A 16705-nucleotide genomic window follows, 5' to 3' on the forward strand; every position below is an offset into this window, starting at 1 on the left:
CCTACTTCACGGCGATCTGCGCGATCACGGGGCTGCCCGCCACCGCCGGCAGCTTCGCGATCTTGTCGCTCGTGACGTACGAGTACTTGTCGAAGAAGGTCGGGACGATCGGGAAGTCCTGCAGGACGGCCTGCTGCGTCTTCGTGTAGTACTCGTTCGCCTCGTCCTGCGACCCGGCGGAGTCGGCCTTCTCGAGCAGCGAGTCGACGTCGTCGGACTGGTAGTAGCCGGTGCACGGGGAGCAGCCGCCGGCCGTGGTGAACAGCGCACGGAGCGTGTTCTGCTGGCTGATGTACAGCGCGCCCCAGTGGCCGAAGTGCGGGCCGGCGACGGTCTTGTCGGTGAGTTCCGAGTAGTAGGACGCCCAGTCGGTGGTGGCCTTCGCCTCGGCGTCGACGCCCAGGTTCTGCCGGATCTGGTTGGCGTACGCCTCGTACAGGGAGTCGAGGCCGGTGCCGCCCGGGTAGACGAGCGTCATCGTGCCGTCGAACCCGCCGGCGCTGGCGAGGAGCTTCTTCGCCGCTGCCGGGTCGAACTCGCAGGCGTCGCCGCAGATGCCCTCCTCGGTGCCGGACATCGACGGCGGGGTCAGCGCGGTGGCCGGTTCGTACAGCCCGCCGTAGATCGCGTCGTTGACCTCGTCACGGTCGATCGACATCGAGATCGCGCGGCGCACGTCGGGGTCGGAGTACCGGTCGTCCCACAGCGGGAACCCGAGGTAGTCGATGCCGGGGGCGTCGAAGGAGTGCAGGCGGTCGCCGAAGTCGGCCTTCGCGCTCGTCATCTTGTCGGTCGGCAGGAACAGCACGTCGGCGTTGCCGGCCAGGACGTCGGTGTACGCGGTGTTCATGTCGGAGTAGCTGCGGAAGGTCACCTCGTCGGTGGCGGGCTTCGTGCCCTCGTAGTCCTTCCAGGCTGTGACGGTGAACTCCTGGTCCGCCTTCCACGCCTTCGTCATCTCGTACGGGCCGTTGCCGATCGGCTTCTTGTCGTACGCCTTCAGGTCGTCGTAGGCGGCCTCGGGCATCGGGTAGAACGCCGTCTGGGCCTGGCTGAGCTGCAGGGGGAACTGGCTGTCCGCGTGGGTGAGCGTGACCGTGAAGGTGTCCTTGCCGGTGACCTTGAGTCCCGACATCTCCTTGGTCTTCGGGGTGCCCTTCGCCGGGTTGAGGTCCGTGTACCCGACGATCCCGGCGAGCTGACCGCTGTTCTCCCACGCGTTCGGGCCGTAGGCGACGTGGTTCCAGGCCTTCACGTAGCTCTCCGGCGTCACGGCCTCGCCGTTCTGGAACGTCCAGCCGTCCCGCAGCGTGATCGTCCACGTGATGGCGTCGTCGCTTTCGACGCTCTTCGCCGCCACGTCCTGCAGGTCACCGTCGGCGTCGGTCTGGGTCAGCGGCGCGAAGACGCTCATCACCTGGTCGAAGGCCACGGTCTGCCGGCCAGGGGTCAGGTGGTCGGGTTCGCCGGTCGCGTAGACCAGGCTCGAGGGAGCGTCGTCGTCGGCCGCGCCGCCCGCCGAACAGCCGGTCGCCACCAGTGCCAAGGTTGCCGCCGCGGCCAGCGCGGCGATCGTCCTGCGTCGCATGATCTCTCCTCGATCGGGTGCGGCCGGATCCCTGCCCGGTCGTCGTGGTGGGAAAGCTAGGACGGTTCGAATCCCGACCACAAGACTTCTTTCAATGCGCTCTGAGAGTTTTACCGCGCAGAAACACTGACGAAACGACACCCGTCGCGCGACCGGGCCCGTTGTGCCACGCTCGGAACATGCGCCACACACCGCACTTCCTGATGACCGACGTCGACGAGGTCCGACGCCTCATCACCGGGAACCCGTGGGCGACGATCGTGTCGCACACCGCGGCCGGGCTGGTGGCGTCGCACTACCCGGTGCTGCTCGAGACCCCCGGCCCCGACGACGACCCGGACGCCCTCGTCCTGGTGTCCCACGTCGGCCGCCCCGACGAGGTCGCCCACGAACTCGGACGGCACGAGGTCCTCGTCGTGTTCCAGGGCCCGCACGGCTACGTCTCCCCCGCCTGGTACCCGCCGGAGCAGTTCGTGCCCACCTGGAACCACGTCACCGCCCACGTCTGGGGCACCCCCGAGATCCTGTCCGACGACGAGAACTTCCGGGTGCTCGGCGAACTCGTCGACCACTTCGAGCACGTCATGCCCTCGCCCGTGTCGTTGCAGATCGACGAGGAGACCGCCCGCCGGATGGCCAAGGGCACCGTGGGCATCCGGATCCGCGTCACCCGGTTCGACGCCCGCGCCAAGCTGTCGCAGAACAAGGCCCCCGAGGTGATCGACCGCATCGTCGCCGGGCTGCGGGGCGACGGCCCCTACGCGTCGCCGGCGCTCGCCGACGAGGTCGAGCGGGTCCGGCCCGTCCCGTCCCCGGCGAACGGCCTGGAGGCGTCGTGACGGACATCCTGCTCCGCACCGTCCGGCGTGTGGGCACCTCCGGAGCCCCTGCCGACGTCCGCATCGTCGACGGGCGCGTCACCGAGATCGCACCGACCGGCACCCTCGACCCCACGAGTGTCGACACCGACGTGGTCGAGGCCGCCGGTGCCTGGCTCGGCCCGGGGCTCCGCGACCACCACACGCACTTCGACCAGTGGGCACTCGTCCGTCGCCGTGTCGACGTCACCGGCTGCGACTCCGCCGAGGCGACCGCCGACCTGCTCGCCGCCGTCGCCCGGGCGGGCGTGGCGGACCGCGTCCTGGTCGGACACGGCTACCGCGACGGGATGTGGCCGCGCCCGGCACGACGCGAGCTGCTCGACCAGGCCGCACCGGGCCTCCCGGTCGTCGTCATCAGCGCGGACCTGCACGCGGTGTGGTGCAACGCGCTCGCGCTCGCACACTTCTCGGCCGCTGTCGGCCGCCCGCTCGAGGCGGGTGAGGACGGGGTCCTGCGCGAGCAGGACGCGTTCGACGTGACCGGAGCGCTGTCGCAGGTGCCGGACGACCTGCTCGACGCCTACGTGGCGGACGCTGCCGAGGCTGCGGCCGCCCGCGGGGTGACGGGTGTCGTCGACCTCGAGATGCGCTTCGGGCTCGACCGCTGGCGCCGCCGGATCCACGCCGGCACCGACGCGATCCGGGTCGCGTCCGGGGTGTACCCGGCCGAGCTCGACGAGGCCATCGCCCGGGGGCTGCGGACCGGCGACGTGGTCGACGGCACGCGGGGCCTGCTCACGATGGGGCCGTTCAAGGTGGTCACGGACGGGTCGCTCGGCAGCCGGACCGCCGCCATGACCGACGGCTCCGGCGTGCTCGCCTGGCCGTTCGAGGACCTCGTCGCGATCACCCGCCGTGCCGTCGACGCCGGACTCGTCCCCGCGATCCACGCGATCGGCGACCGTGCGAACACCCTGGCGCTCGACGTCTTCGAGACCGTCGGGGCCCGCGGCACGATCGAGCACGCGCAGTTGCTCGTCGACACCGACGTCGACCGGTTCGCCCGGCTCGGGGTCGCCGCGTCCGTGCAGCCCGAGCACGCCATGGACGACCGGGACATCGCCGACCGGCACTGGGCCGGACTCACCGACCGGGCCTTCGCCTTCGCCTCGCTCGCCCGGGCCGGAGCGCGCCTGCTGCTCGGGTCGGACGCTCCGGTGGCGCCGCTCGACCCGTGGGTGTCGATGGCGGCGGCCGTCGGGCGGGACCGCGACGGGCGGGACCCGTGGCACCCGGCCGAACGGCTCTCGGCACTCGTCGCGTGGCAGGGGTCGACCGACGGGCGCGTCGGGGTGTCCGTCGGTGACGTGGCGGACCTGGTGCTCGTCGAGACCGACCCGCTGGCCGCGTCCTCGTCCGCCGCACTGCGTGGCATGCGGGTTCTGGGGACGGCCGTCGCCGGGCGGTTCACGTACCGGGAGGTGTGAGCGGGCGGGTGTGCCCGTGCCCCGTGGGCTACTTCTGGTCCTTCGGGCACCAGTAGAGCTTCCGGCCGGCCATGTCCGCCATCCGGATCTCGGTGCCGCAGACCCGGCAGGGCTCGCCCTGACGGTGGTACACCCAGTGGCGGTCCTTGCGGGAGCGCAGGGCCTTCTTGTGGTCGGCCTCGGACAGGTCGTCCATCGTCATCATCAGGCCGTCGCGGACGCCGTCGTGCAGCAGCTTCGACCAGTCGGCCCAGAGTGCCTTGGCCTGCTTGACGGTGATCTTCTTGCCCGGCTTGTACGGGTCGATGCGCTGCCGGAACAGCAGCTCGGCGCGGTAGATGTTGCCGATGCCGGCCACGACGGACTGGTCCATGAGCAGCTGCCCGATCGCGACGTTCCGACGGCGGACGTTGTCGACGAAGGTCTTCTCGGCTTCGGGCCCGTCGTCGTTCATCGGGTCGGGGCCGAGCTTGTCGAGCGCACGCTGCACCTCGGCCGGGGTCTCCACGACACACGCGGTCGGGCCACGGAGGTCGGCGACGGTGTCCTCGGTGAGGATCCGCACCCGGACCTGGCCCACCGGGTCCGGCGGGAAGGACTCGATCGGGTCCTCCGCCTTCTCCTGCTCGGCCATCCGGTAGCGGGCGAGCCGCGGTGCGCCGATCGAGCTGAGCGACTCTTCGCGGTCGTCGTCGTCGGACAGCGCCTCGGCGGTGGAGATCACGCCCGCGAAGTCCCACGCCCCGTACAGCCCGAGGTGGACGCGGAGGAACAGGTCGCCCTCGAACTCCAGGAACATCTGCTTCGCCACCGCACGCGCGGCGATCATGCGCTTGCCGTCGAGCTGCGCGGCCCCGGCGGCGAAGCGCCCCTGGGGGCTCGACACCTCGCAGCGCTTGCCGACGAAGTGCCGGGTGAACTGGTTGGCGATGCGGTGGACGGAGTGACCCTCGGGCATGACTACCGTTCTACCCGGTACCCCTGACGAGCCGGACTACGCGTCGATCTCGCGGCCGGCGATCAGCCCGGTGGTCTCGTACTCGGCCAGCTGGGCGATGCGGCGGGCGTGGCGCTCCTCACCCGAGAACGGCTCGGTGATGAACAGGTCGACGAACCGGATCGCTTCGTCCTCGGTGTGCTGGCGCGCACCGATGGAGATGACGTTGGCGTCGTTGTGCTGACGGGCGAGCAGGGCGGTCGACTCGTTCCAGACGAGCGCGGCGCGGATGCCCTCGACCTTGTTGGCGGCGATCTGCTCACCGTTGCCGGAACCGCCGAAGACGACACCGAGCGCCTGGACACCGGCACGCTGGTCCTGCACCACGGCGTGCGCGGCGTTGATGCAGAACGAGGGGTAGTCGTCGAGCGCGTCGTACTCGGTCGGACCGTGGTCCACCACCTCGTGCCCGGCTTCGGTCAGGTGGGTTGCGAGGGTCTTGTTGAACTCGAGGCCGGCGTGGTCCGTTCCGAGGTGGATGCGCATGGAACCGATCATATTCCTGCGGCTCCGGGGCCCGGACCACCACGGACTACGGCGCGCGGACCACCACCACGAGGTACCGGGTGGGGTCCTCGCCCGGGTTGCGGTAGACGACGTCGGCGGGGTCGCCGAGCTCGATCCGGTCCCCCGCCGCCAGGCGCGTCGGCTCGCCGCCGACGACGACCTCGAGCACGCCGTCGACGACCCAGATGCAGTGCCGCAGGAACGCGTAGGCGGACGCCGGGTAGGCCACTTCGCGGCCGGCCGGGAGGCGCACCTCGGTGACGTCAGCGGGGAACGCCGCGCTCGAGACCGGACGGCGGCGGTACCCGGTGTCGGGATCGGTCCAGGAATCGGCGGTCGCGCCCCGTTGCACCCCGCGCGCCTCGTCGGGGTCCGTCACCCTGGGCACCTCGTGCTCCAGGGCATCGTCGAGGAGCTGCGAGATCGTCAGGCCGAAGGCACCGGACAGGCGACCGAGGATCGTCGCGGTGGGGCTGGAGACCCCGCGCTCGACGCGGTTGATCATCGCGCGGGAGACGCCGGACTCCTCGGCGAGCTCGGTGAGGCTCCACTTCCGCTCGGTGCGGAGGCGCTGGAGGCGTTCACCGAGCGCCCGCTGCTCGGCGACCGAGGTGTCGTCGGCGCCGGTTGCGGGATCGGCGTGCGCGTCGTCTACGATGTGAGACATGAGGACAGCATATGCGACGAACGGGGTCGTGATCCGCGACTGCACCCCGACCGACCTCGACGTCGTGCACGCCCTGCACGTCGATGCGGTGCTGCACTCCACCGCCATCTGGCAGGACACCCCGCACCCGCGTGCGTACTTCGACGGGTGGCTCGCCGAGCGGCAGGGCGGCGGGTACCCGGTGGTCGTGGCCGAGGTCGACGGCGTCGTGGCCGGCTACGCCACGTACTCGCAGTGGCGGCAGCCGGACGGGTATCGGCACACCGTCGAGCACAGCGTCTACGTGGTCGAGGCGTTCCGCGGCCGGGGCATCGCGACGACCCTGATGGCCGAGTTGGTCGCACGGGCCACCGCCGAGGGCCGGCACGTCATGATGGCCGGGATCTGCAGCACGAACACCGGGTCGATCGCCCTGCACGAACGCCTGGGGTTCACCACGGTCGCGGTCGTGCCCGAGGTCGGACGCAAGTTCGACCGCTGGCTCGACCTGACGCTCATGCGCCTGCCGCTCGCCTGACGGGACGGGCGGGACGGACGCACCACGGGCCTCCCGGCCGCCCGTCGACGAACGGAACCTGGTTCCGGACACGGAACCACGCGATCCCGCGGTGCTGTGTCCGGAACCTGGTTCCGGAGCGTCAGTCGGTGGTGTCGAAGATCGGGCCGACGGTGCGCGAGCGCTTGAGCTCGAAGAAGCCGGGGTACTTCGCGACGGCGACGACGCCGTCCCACAGGTCGAGCGCCTCCTGGCCCTTGGGCGCCGGGGAGATGACCGGTCCGAAGAACGCGGTGCCCTCGACGGCGATGACCGGCGTGCCGACGTCCTGTCCGACGCGGTCGATGCCGTCCTGGTGGCTGGCGCGCACGGCGGCGTCGACCTCGTCCGTCCAGGCGTACTCGAGCAGATCGGCGTCGAGACCGAGCTCGGCGAGCACGGCGGGGACGACCTGCTCCGGGTCGGACTCCTGGCGGTGGTGGATGTGCTCGCCGAGGGCGTCGTACAGCGGCTTGACGACGTCCTGCCCGAGCCGGAGCAGCGCCGCCGTGACGATGCGCGGGTAGACCTGGCCGGCGTGCAGGCGCTCCTTGTAGCTCTCCGGCACGTCCTGGTCCTCGTTGAGGACGAACAGGCTCATCACGTTCCAGGTCACGTCGAGGTCGCGGTGCTCGGCGACCTCACCCACCCAGCGGCTCGTCATCCAGGCCCAGGGGCAGTTCGGGTCGAACCAGAACTCCACGGCGGTGCGCGCGGTGGTGGGGTCGGTCGGGTTGTCCACAGTCGTCTCGGTCACGATCCGAGCGTACGCGGCGTCGCTAGGCTTGAACCCATCGTCCCGCCGGCGCACGACGCCGTCCGGGGCCCCGTACGCGGACACCGATCGTCCGCGTCCCCAGCGAAGATGGAGCGTTGCGTGCCCGGAGAGAACCTCACCCGAATCGAAGCCCAGGAGCGCGCGGCCGTCGTCGCCGTGCAGACGTACGACGTCGAGCTCGACCTGACCCGCGGCGCCGACAGCTTCGGCAGCACCACGCGGGTGCGCTTCACCGCCACCGCCGGCGCATCGACCTTCATCGACGCCATCACGAAGACCGTGCACTCGATCACGCTGAACGGTTCGGCGCTCGACGTCGCCGCGGTGAACGACGGCGTGCGCATCCAGCTCGACGACCTGCAGGAGCAGAACGAGCTCGTGGTCGTCAGCGACGCGCTGTACACGAACACCGGTGAAGGCCTGCACCGCTTCGTCGACCCGGTGGACGACGAGGTGTACCTGTACTCCCAGTTCGAGGTCCCGGACTCCCGCCGCATGTTCGCGGTGTTCGAGCAGCCCGACCTGAAGGCCGAGTTCTCCTTCACCGTGACGGCGCCGTCACGGTGGCAGGTCGTCTCGAACTCCCCCACGCCGGAGCCGCACGTCGACGGCGACGTCGCGACCTGGGCCTTCCCGCCCACCGCGCGCATCTCGAGCTACATCACCGCGCTCGTCGCCGGCCCGTACGAGGTCGTGCGCGACGAGCTGACCAGCCGCGACGGCCGGACGATCCCCCTCGGTGTGTTCGCGCGCAAGTCGCTCGCTTCGTACCTCGACCCCGAGTACGTGTTCGACATCACGAAGAAGGGCTTCGCGTACTTCGAGGAGAAGTTCGACGTCGCCTACCCCTTCGACAAGTACGACCAGCTGTTCGTGCCGGAGTTCAACGCCGGTGCGATGGAGAACGCCGGCGCGGTCACCTTCACCGAGACCTACGTGTTCCGGTCGAAGGTCACCGACGCCATCAAGGAGCGCCGGGTCGTCACGATCCTGCACGAGCTCGCCCACATGTGGTTCGGCGACCTGGTCACCATGAAGTGGTGGAACGACCTGTGGCTCAACGAGTCCTTCGCCGAGTGGGCCTCCACGATCGCCACGGCCGAGGCCACCGAGTGGACCGAGGCCTGGACCACGTTCCAGGCCATGGAGAAGTCCTGGGCCTACCGCCAGGACCAGCTCCCCTCGACGCACCCGATCGTCGCGACGATCAACGACCTCGAGGACGTCCAGGTCAACTTCGACGGCATCACCTACGCGAAGGGCGGCTCGGTCCTCAAGCAGCTCGTCGCCTGGGTCGGCATCGACGCGTTCTTCGCCGGTGTCTCCGCCTACTTCAAGAAGCACCACCACTCGAACACCGAGCTCCGCGACCTGCTCGTCGAGCTCGAGGCGACGAGCGGCCGTGAGCTGACCGAGTGGTCGAAGCTCTGGCTCGAGACCGCGGGCGTGAACACCCTGCGCCCCGAGATCGAGACCGACGACTCCGGCGTCATCACGTCGTTCACCGTCCTGCAGGAAGCCCCCGCCGACTACCCGACGCTGCGCCCGCACCGTCTGGCGATCGGCGTGTACGCCTTCCGGAACGACGAGTCCGCGCCGTTCGGCGCCGACACGGCCTCCGCCGGCGGCAAGCTCGAGCGGGTCCACCGCGTCGAGATCGACGTCGACGGTGCCCGCACCGAGGTGCCCGAGCTCGTCGGCGTCCAGCGCGGCGACCTCGTGCTGCTGAACGACGACGACCTGGCCTACGCCAAGATCCGTCTCGACGAGCACTCCCGGCGCACCGCGATCGAGCACCTCGCGTCGATCGCGAACCCGCTCGCCCGCTCGATCGTCTGGGGTTCCGTGTGGGACGCCACGCGCGACGCCGAGTCCCCGGCCAGCGACTACGTCCGCTTGGTGCTGGGCAACATCGCGACCGAGACCGAGTCGACGACCATCCGCACGACGCTCTCGCAGCTGCTGCTCACCGCACGCAACTACGTGGCACCGGGGTCGGTCGAGGCCACGGTCCGCACCGTCGGCGACACCCTCTGGCAGCTCGCGTCCTCGGCCGAGGCCGGTTCGGACGCGCAGTTCCAGTTCGTGAAGTTCTTCGCACAGGTCCCGTCCACGCCCGAGCACGTCGCGACCCTGCAGGGCCTCCGCGACGGTTCGGTCACGCTGCAGGGCCTCGAGATCGACACCGACCTGCGCTGGGAGCTGCTCGAGGGCCTCGTCCTCGCGGGTGCTGCGGACAACGCCGAGATCGACGCCGAGCTCGCCGCGGACAAGACCGCGTCGGGCGAGCAGGCCGCGGCCCGCGCCCGGGCGACGATCCCCACGGCCGAGGGCAAGCTGGCGGCGTTCTCGTCACTGGTCGACTCGTCCGAGCTGCCGAACGCCATCGTGCGCCAGACCACGGTCGGGTTCCAGCACGTGAACAGCCCGGTGCTGCTCGAGGGCCTCGTGCCGAAGTACTTCGAGGTGCTCACGCGCATCTGGGCCGAGCGCAGCTACCACATGGCCGACACCATCGTCTCGGGCCTCTACCCGGCGCCGCTCGCGTCGGCCGAGCTCCGTGACGCCGCCGCCGCGTGGCTCGAGGAGCACCCGGAGACGCCGGCGCTGCGCCGCATCGTGTCCGAGAGCCTCGCGGGCACCGAGCGCGCGCTCCGGGTCCAGGCCGCCGACGCCTGACCCCTGCTCTGATCCGGCGGGGTCTTGGTGTTCCTCCAGGGATGCCGAGGCCCCGCCCTTTACGATCGTCCGGATGATCTTCCTCGCTGCTTCGACCGACGACGCGTCCAAGTGGATGTCGAGCTCCTTCACCGAGTTCGTCACCGTCTGGCGTGTGCCGATCGTCATCGTGGTGACCGTGCTCGTCGCCATCGTCGTCCGGCTGATCCTGCGGCGCACGATCAAGCAGGTCGTCGACCGCATCGTGAACGGCGTCAAGAAGCGTCAGGGCGCCGCCGATACCCAGGCCCTCATCGCCTCACCCGTGCAGACCGCGCGGGTGGTGCAGCGGACCCGCACGCTCGGCAGCGTGCTCGAGAACCTGGCGACCGTCGCAGTCGTCATCATCGCCCTGGCCGTGATCATCCCGCAGGTCCTCCCGAACGCCGCAGTCGGGATCGTCGGCGGGGCATCGCTCGTCGCAGCGGGCCTCGCCGTCGGCGCCCAGTCCATCGTGAAGGACCTGCTGTCCGGCATCTTCATGATCCTCGAGGACCAGGCCGGCGTCGGTGACGTCGTCGACACCGGTCAGGCCACGGGTGTCGTCGAGAACGTCGGGCTGCGCGTCATGCAGATCCGCGACGTGAACGGGATCCTGTGGTTCGTGCCGAACGGCCAGATCCTGCGCGTCGGCAACCTCTCGCAGGGCTGGTCGCGCGTGCTGGTCGACATCACCGTGCCCTACGACACCGACATCGACGCCGTGCAGGACGCCCTGCTCAAGGCGGCCGTCACGATGTCGCAGGAGTCCCGCTGGCGGCAGCGGATCGTCGAGAAGCCCGAGATCTGGGGCCTGCAGTCGATCACCGACGCCGGCATGGTCTTCCGCCTGGTCGTGAAGACCCGCGCGTCCGAGCTCGACGTCGTCGGCCGGGAGCTCCGCACCCGCCTGAAGCACGCCGTCGACGAACTCGGCATCACCCTGCCGGCGATGGCGATGATCATGCCCGAGGGCTGGGAGAACGCCACCTCGATCAACGGCCTGCGCACCGTCCGCACCCAGCCGACGCCAGCCCCCACGAAGCCCCGGCGTCCCAAGCGCAACATCCTCGGGCAGCCGATCCGCACCGACGACCCCGACAGTGGGAAGGACCCCCGATGACCGACCCCACACCCCCGAGCGGCACGGGCGGCCCCGGAGCACGCGGCTCGCTCGGCATGCCCGGCGCCCCCGGGATGCCCGGCTCGGTCGGCGTCCCGGCGCAGCCGATCACCCTGCGCGTCGGGGAGCGCGGCGCTTCTGCCACCGGGTCGCTGTACGAGCGGATCGGCGGCGCTCCGACCTTCGACCAGCTCGTCCGGCGCTTCTACGAGGGCGTGCAGCAGGACGAGGTCATCTGGCCGATGTACCCGGCCGACGACCTCGAGGGTGCGATCTGGCGCCTCTCCGCGTTCCTGCAGCAGTACTGGGGCGGCCCGGGCACCTACAGCGAGCAGCGCGGCCACCCCCGCCTGCGAATGCGGCACAACCCGTTCCGCATCACGTCCGAGGCGCGGGAACGCTGGCTCCACCACATGCACGAGGCGGTCGAGTCGCTCGAGCTCGCACCCCTCGACGAAGCCGAGCTCTGGGGCTACCTGGACCGCGCTGCCCACGCGATGACGAACACCTTCGACTGACTCGCGCGGCGCACGCCGTCGTGTCATCGAGACGCCGCCGAATCCGGATGCGTCTCGACGCTCCCGCGGCGTCGTCCGCTGACGCCGGCGTGCAGTGATCGTCGCGAGCGGCGGACGGGAGGCCCGTGGCGGTGCCGCCACGGGCCTCCCGTCCGACTGTCCGCACGTTCTCGTGTTCGCGGGACGCCGACGTCTTCGGCTAGCGCGGTCAGCGCACGGACGAGCCGGAGGCGAGGTCCTCGACCAGGGACGGCCGCGACGGCCGCCAGCCGAAGGCCGACCGGGCGTGCGCGCCGGACGCCTCCTGGTGCAGCAGCAGAGCGTCGGCGAAGTCCCGCCCGAGCCGTTCGCGGCTCGCGTCGACGCTCTCGGCGACGACCGGTGCACCGTGGGCCCCGGCCTCGCCGATCTGGCGGACGGTCGGGTTGTCGCCGGTCGCGGCGACGATGTACCCGTCGGGCTCGCCGCGGTGCAGCGCGAGGACGTAGAGCTCGCCGAGGTCGTCGACGTGCACCGTCGTCCAGCGCTGCGAGCCGTCGCCCACCAGCCGCACCGGCTGCTCGCCGTCGCTGACGAACATCGCCGGGATGCCGGCGCCGCGCCCGTACACGATGCCGGGGGCGACGATGGTGCTCCGCACGTCGCTCGCCCGGAGCAGCGCCTCGTTCGGTCCGCGCCAGGCGGTCAAGGACGGCGGGTCGATCGGCGACTGCTCGGAGATGTCCGTCGAGCCACCGAAGGTGAAGATGCCGCCGGTGTGCACGAACGGCTTCGGTGTGCCGGCCAGGGCACCGATCGCGGTGCGGATGAAGTCCGGGTCGACGCCGGCCTCCGATGCTGTGTGGACGACGCCGTCGCTCTCGTGCAGCAGGCGTTCGACGACGTCGGTGTCGGTGACGTCGCCGACCAGGGCCCGGCCACCGGCGTCACGGACGTGCTGGGCCTTCTCGTCGGAGCGGACGAGCGCGGTCACCTCGTCGCCGTGGGCCACGAGGGAGCGGAGGACGGAGGAGCCGATGTAGCCGGACGCACCGGTGAGGAAGACGTGCATGCGGCCAGCCAACCACGGCGGCCGGGCGGTATGGTCGTCGTCGCCGTCGTCTTTGCTAGGAGCTCAGGGTCCAGGCGCGGCGCTTGACGAGCACGTGGCCGCGCGAGGTCGTGAGTCGGCTCCACGGACCCGTCTCGAACAGGCGGACCGGGTCGTGCCCGAGGAACCCGAGGCTCTCGCCGGCGAAGCCCGCACCGGCGGGCAGGTGCTCGACGCCGGGGACCGGTCGACCCCAGACCTCGGCGCGGATCCGCCGGACGATGGCCTCGCCCGCGTTGGACGGCACGGCGTCGGCGACCTCGGCGATGCCGTCGCGGGTGGCGCGGCGGAGGAGTTCCGGTGAGACGTCCGGCAGCGGGACCCAGCCACCGCGGGGCGGGGAGATGGCCGCCCACGTCACGGTGTGCACCTCGTGCGGCAGCTCGACCTCGATCGGGGTGGCCCGCGTCGGGTCGGCACCCTCGGCGTGTTCGGCGTCCTGCGCCTCGGCGAGCAGGCGGAGACGCTCGAGGAGCGACTGCAGCGGGACCACGGTGTCGATCGACGCGGGCTCGGTGAGCGAGAACGTGCGGAGGCCGAGCACCGTCGGCAGTTCGTCGAGCAGCCCGAGCGGGTAGAGGATCGCCGTGTAGACGGCCAGGACGCCGGAGTCGGCGATGAGCCGGACCGAGCCGTCCTCGATCCGAGCGGCACGTCCGAGGTACGTGCGGAGGTCACCGAGTGAGGCGGCGTCGGGAAGCGTGAACGAGTTGCCCATGTCGTCCCCGATCCTACCGGCCATCGGCGCCGCGCAGCCTGGGCGCGACGACCTGCGACGGCGGCGGGCGGGCGTTCGTAGACTGCACAGCGTGAACGGCGAACCCGACTTCCTGCGGACCCTGCGACTCGAGGACACCGGCGCGAGCACGGGCGAGACGATCCTGACCGGTGCCAGCCACTGGTCCCCCGGCGGACGGGTGTTCGGCGGGCAGGTGCTGGCGCAGTGCATCGTCGCCGCGCAGCGCACGATCGAGGGACGCGACGTCCACTCGATGCACGGCTACTTCCTGCGGCCCGGCGACATCGACGTGCCGATCACCTTCGGCGTCGAGCGCATCCACGACGGCCGTTCGTTCGCGGCCCGTCGCGTGCAGGCCTACCAGCGCGGTGTCCCGATCTTCTCGATGATCGCGTCGTTCCAGGTGCCCGACACCGGCATCGAGCACCAGGACCCGTACCCGGTGGACACCCCGGACCCGGAGTCCCTGCCGTCGGCCGCGTCGATCCTGTCCGCGATCGACCACCCGGTCGCACGTGCCTGGGCCGCGCGGTCCATCGACCTGCGACACGTCGAGGGCCCGGTGTTCGTCGACGTGCAGGGCGAGCACGTGCCGCACCAGGCGGTCTGGTTCCGCGTGCAGGGCGACCTGCCGGACGACCCGGCGCTCCACCGTGCGGTGCTCGGGTACGCGAGCGACCTGTCGATCCTCGAGCCGATCATGCGGCGGCACGGCGTCGCCTGGGGCACCCCGGGGGTCAAGAGCGCGAGCCTCGACCACGCCATGTGGTGGCACCGCGACGGTCGCGCCGACGAGTGGATCCTGTACACGCAGGAGTCCCCGAGCGCACAGGGCGGACGGGGACTCGCGTTCGGTCGGATGTTCTCCCGTGACGGCACGCTGCTGGCGACCGTCGCCCAGGAGGGCATGATGCGGGTGCCTACGGCCGGCTGAACTGCACGGGTTCCTCGAGGTAGCGCTCGCACGCGGCACGCTCGGTGTCGGTCAGCCGACGCGGACGGTTCGTCGCCGCGTCGACCATCACGAGTGCCGTCGTCGCCCGGGTGTACAGGACGGCGGGGTGCTGCCCCACCGGTGACCAGACCTCGTACGAGACGTCGATGCTCGCGCCCCCGAGCCGCCCGATCCACATCTGGATGTCGAGCGGTTGACGGAGGTACGGGATCGACGCCAGGTACTCGAGGCGCTGGCCGGCGATCACGGTCATGGTGCCGGAACCCGGCCGACCGTCGATGATCGGCTCGGGCAGGTCGCCGTCGGGGTCCTCACCGGGGTCGGCACCCCAGAACCCCACGATGCGCGCCTCTTCGAGGAGGCGCAGCATCGCGGAGTTGTTGACGTGACCGTAGGCGTCGATGTCGCTCCACCGCATGCGGATGGGAGCGTGCAGTCTCGCCACGAGGATCAGTCGCGGGTGAGCTTGCGGTACGTCGCGCGACCGGGCTTCGCGGCATCGGCACCGAGGCGCTCGATCTTGTTCTCCTCGTAGGCCTCGAAGTTGCCCTCGAACCAGTACCAGTTCGGCGTGCCGTCCTCGTTGAGGCCCTCCCACGCCAGGATGTGCGTGGCGATGCGGTCGAGGAACCACCGGTCGTGGGTGATGACCACGGCGCAACCGGGGTACTCGAGCAGGGCGTTCTCGAGGCTGCCGAGCGTCTCGACGTCCAGGTCGTTGGTCGGCTCGTCGAGGAGCAGCAGGTTGCCGCCCTGCTTGAGCGTCAGCGCCAGGTTCAGACGGTTGCGCTCACCACCGGACAGGATGCCGGCACGCTTCTGCTGGTCCGGGCCCTTGAAGCCGAACTGCGACACGTACGCGCGGGACGGGATCTCGGTCTTGCCGACCTGGATGTAGTCGAGTCCGTCGGACACGACCTCCCACAGGTTCTTGTTCGGGTCGATGCCACCACGGCTCTGGTCGACGTACGAGATGTCGACCGTGTCGCCGATCTTCAGCGTGCCGCCGTCGAGGGGCTCGAGGCCGACGATCGTCTTGAAGAGCGTGGTCTTGCCGACACCGTTCGGGCCGATGACGCCGACGATGCCGTTGCGGGGCAGCGTGAACGACAGGTCGCCGATGATGACGCGCTCACCGAACTGCTTGCGCAGGTGCTCAGCGTCGATGACCTGCGAACCCAGACGCGGGCCGACCGGGATCACGATCTCCTCGAAGTCGAGCTTGCGGGTGCGCTCGGCCTCGGTGACCATCTCCTCGTACCGGGCGAGACGGGCCTTCGACTTCGCCTGACGGCCCTTGGTGTTGCTCCGGACCCAGTCGAGCTCGGACGACAGGCGCTTCGCGAGCTTGGCGTCCTTCTTGCCCTGGACCTCGAGACGAGCACGCTTCTTCTCGAGGTAGGTCGAGTAGTTGCCCTCGTACGGGTACAGGCGGCCACGGTCGACCTCGGCGATCCACTGGGCGACGTGGTCCAGGAAGTACCGGTCGTGGGTGACGGCAAGGACGGCACCGTGGTACTGCTGCAGGTGCTGCTCGAGCCAGAGCACGCTCTCGGCGTCGAGGTGGTTGGTGGGCTCGTCGAGGAGGAGCAGGTCGGGCTTCTGGAGCAGCAGCTTGCAGAGCGCGACGCGGCGCTTCTCACCACCGGACAGGTGGGTGACGAGTTCGTCCCCCGGGGGGCACTGCAGCGCGGCCATGGCCTGCTCGAGCTGGGAGTCGAGGTCCCACGCGTCGGCGGCGTCGATGTCCTCCTGCAGGGTGCCCATCTCGGCCAGGAGCGCGTCGAAGTCGGCGTCCGGCTCGGCCATAAGCGCCGAGATCTCGTTGAAGCGTGCGAGCTTGCCGTGGATCTCGCCCACGCCCTCCTGCACGTTCTCGAGCACGGTCTTGCTCTCGTCGAGCTCCGGCTCCTGCATGAGGATGCCGACGCTGAAGCCCGGCGTGAGCTTCGCCTCGCCGTTGGACGGCTGGTCGAGACCCGCCATGATCTTCAGGATCGTCGACTTGCCCGCACCGTTCGGTCCGACGACGCCGATCTTGGCACCGGGGAGGAACGACATCGTGACGTCGTCGAGGATCAGCTTGTCGCCGACCGCCTTGCGGGCGCGGACCATCTGGTAGATGTACTCAGCCATATCGGCCCCAAGTGTAGTGACACCGTCGGAGCACCGCTCGCCCGACGCCGGATCGCCGCTTCCCGCA

Annotated in this window: 16 protein-coding genes; 7 read left to right on the plus strand and 9 right to left on the minus strand. The window is 70.4% G+C overall.

Features of this window, described 5'->3' with window-relative positions; all coding sequences use genetic code 11:
* Nucleotide 1 precedes the first annotated feature (1 nt).
* On the minus strand, nucleotides 2-1588 hold the full coding sequence (locus DEJ04_RS16495; protein WP_258371412.1) for an ABC transporter substrate-binding protein: 1587 nt from the start codon (nucleotides 1586-1588) through the stop codon (nucleotides 2-4).
* A 179-nt stretch (nucleotides 1589-1767) separates the two neighbouring features.
* Between DEJ04_RS16495 and DEJ04_RS16500 the strand changes: the two genes are divergently transcribed.
* Nucleotides 1768-2427: an FMN-binding negative transcriptional regulator gene (locus tag DEJ04_RS16500; RefSeq protein WP_111047790.1), complete on the plus strand. Its 660-nt coding sequence runs from the start codon at nucleotides 1768-1770 to the stop codon at nucleotides 2425-2427.
* On the plus strand, nucleotides 2424-3896 hold the full coding sequence (locus tag DEJ04_RS16505; protein WP_111047791.1) for an amidohydrolase: 1473 nt from the start codon (nucleotides 2424-2426) through the stop codon (nucleotides 3894-3896). Before DEJ04_RS16500 ends, DEJ04_RS16505 begins: the two co-directional genes overlap by 4 nt.
* Before the next feature lie 28 nt (nucleotides 3897-3924).
* On the opposite strand, the gene DEJ04_RS16510 is transcribed toward DEJ04_RS16505, so the two are convergent.
* From DEJ04_RS16510 to DEJ04_RS16520, 3 genes are read right to left on the minus strand one after another with little or no spacing between them, the layout of a single operon-like run.
* Entirely contained in the window at nucleotides 3925-4854 is a 930-nt protein-coding gene (locus tag DEJ04_RS16510) for an Fpg/Nei family DNA glycosylase (protein WP_071246661.1), read from the minus strand.
* 36 nt (nucleotides 4855-4890) lie between these two features.
* On the minus strand, nucleotides 4891-5379 hold the full coding sequence (locus DEJ04_RS16515; protein WP_111047800.1) for a ribose-5-phosphate isomerase: 489 nt from the start codon (nucleotides 5377-5379) through the stop codon (nucleotides 4891-4893).
* Nucleotides 5380-5425: 46 nt separating this feature from the next.
* Entirely contained in the window at nucleotides 5426-6067 is a 642-nt protein-coding gene (locus DEJ04_RS16520) for a helix-turn-helix domain-containing protein (RefSeq protein WP_084741142.1), read from the minus strand.
* On the opposite strand from DEJ04_RS16520, the gene DEJ04_RS16525 reads away from it, so the two are divergent.
* Nucleotides 6066-6584 carry a GNAT family N-acetyltransferase gene (locus DEJ04_RS16525; RefSeq protein WP_111047792.1) on the plus strand — a complete coding sequence of 173 codons (519 nt, stop codon included), beginning with the start codon at nucleotides 6066-6068 and terminating at the stop codon, nucleotides 6582-6584. The genes DEJ04_RS16520 and DEJ04_RS16525 overlap by 2 nt on opposite strands.
* A 121-nt stretch (nucleotides 6585-6705) precedes the next feature.
* Here the strand turns inward: DEJ04_RS16525 and DEJ04_RS16530 are convergent, their stop codons facing one another.
* Nucleotides 6706-7266: a disulfide bond formation protein DsbA gene (locus tag DEJ04_RS16530; RefSeq protein ID WP_375334742.1), complete on the minus strand. Its 561-nt coding sequence runs from the start codon at nucleotides 7264-7266 to the stop codon at nucleotides 6706-6708.
* A 213-nt stretch (nucleotides 7267-7479) separates the two neighbouring features.
* On the opposite strand from DEJ04_RS16530, the gene pepN reads away from it, so the two are divergent.
* The 3 genes from pepN to DEJ04_RS16545 all read left to right on the plus strand — a co-directional run bounded on the left by pepN (nucleotide 7480) and on the right by DEJ04_RS16545 (nucleotide 11718).
* A complete protein-coding gene (gene pepN, locus DEJ04_RS16535; RefSeq protein WP_111033447.1) occupies nucleotides 7480-10059 on the plus strand; it encodes an aminopeptidase N in 2580 nt (859 codons plus the stop codon).
* A 73-nt stretch (nucleotides 10060-10132) separates the two neighbouring features.
* Entirely contained in the window at nucleotides 10133-11200 is a 1068-nt protein-coding gene (locus DEJ04_RS16540; RefSeq protein ID WP_111039297.1) for a mechanosensitive ion channel family protein, read from the plus strand.
* 56 nt (nucleotides 11201-11256) lie between these two features.
* A complete protein-coding gene (locus tag DEJ04_RS16545) occupies nucleotides 11257-11718 on the plus strand; it encodes a globin (RefSeq protein ID WP_258371414.1) in 462 nt (153 codons plus the stop codon).
* Nucleotides 11719-11926: 208 nt separating this feature from the next.
* On the opposite strand, the gene DEJ04_RS16550 is transcribed toward DEJ04_RS16545, so the two are convergent.
* Together DEJ04_RS16550 and DEJ04_RS16555 are read right to left on the minus strand one after the other, a co-directional pair.
* Nucleotides 11927-12769: an NAD-dependent epimerase/dehydratase family protein gene (locus DEJ04_RS16550; protein WP_111047793.1), complete on the minus strand. Its 843-nt coding sequence runs from the start codon at nucleotides 12767-12769 to the stop codon at nucleotides 11927-11929.
* 55 nt (nucleotides 12770-12824) lie between these two features.
* On the minus strand, nucleotides 12825-13526 hold the full coding sequence (locus DEJ04_RS16555; RefSeq protein WP_071405518.1) for a hypothetical protein: 702 nt from the start codon (nucleotides 13524-13526) through the stop codon (nucleotides 12825-12827).
* 91 nt (nucleotides 13527-13617) lie between these two features.
* On the opposite strand from DEJ04_RS16555, the gene DEJ04_RS16560 reads away from it, so the two are divergent.
* The gene (locus tag DEJ04_RS16560; protein WP_111047794.1) at nucleotides 13618-14481 is read left to right on the plus strand and encodes an acyl-CoA thioesterase II; all 864 of its coding nucleotides are present in this window, start codon (nucleotides 13618-13620) and stop codon (nucleotides 14479-14481) included.
* On the opposite strand, the gene DEJ04_RS16565 is transcribed toward DEJ04_RS16560, so the two are convergent.
* Together DEJ04_RS16565 and ettA are read right to left on the minus strand one after the other, a co-directional pair.
* On the minus strand, nucleotides 14468-14920 hold the full coding sequence (locus tag DEJ04_RS16565) for a thioesterase family protein (RefSeq protein ID WP_071405517.1): 453 nt from the start codon (nucleotides 14918-14920) through the stop codon (nucleotides 14468-14470). The genes DEJ04_RS16560 and DEJ04_RS16565 overlap by 14 nt on opposite strands.
* A gap of 32 nt (nucleotides 14921-14952) precedes the next feature.
* Nucleotides 14953-16638, minus strand: a complete 1686-nt coding sequence (gene ettA, locus DEJ04_RS16570; protein ID WP_111030561.1) for an energy-dependent translational throttle protein EttA — start codon at nucleotides 16636-16638, stop codon at nucleotides 14953-14955.
* Nucleotides 16639-16705 lie beyond the last annotated feature (67 nt).

Source organism: Curtobacterium sp. MCLR17_044 (genome assembly GCF_003234435.1).
GTDB lineage: Bacteria > Actinomycetota > Actinomycetes > Actinomycetales > Microbacteriaceae > Curtobacterium > Curtobacterium flaccumfaciens.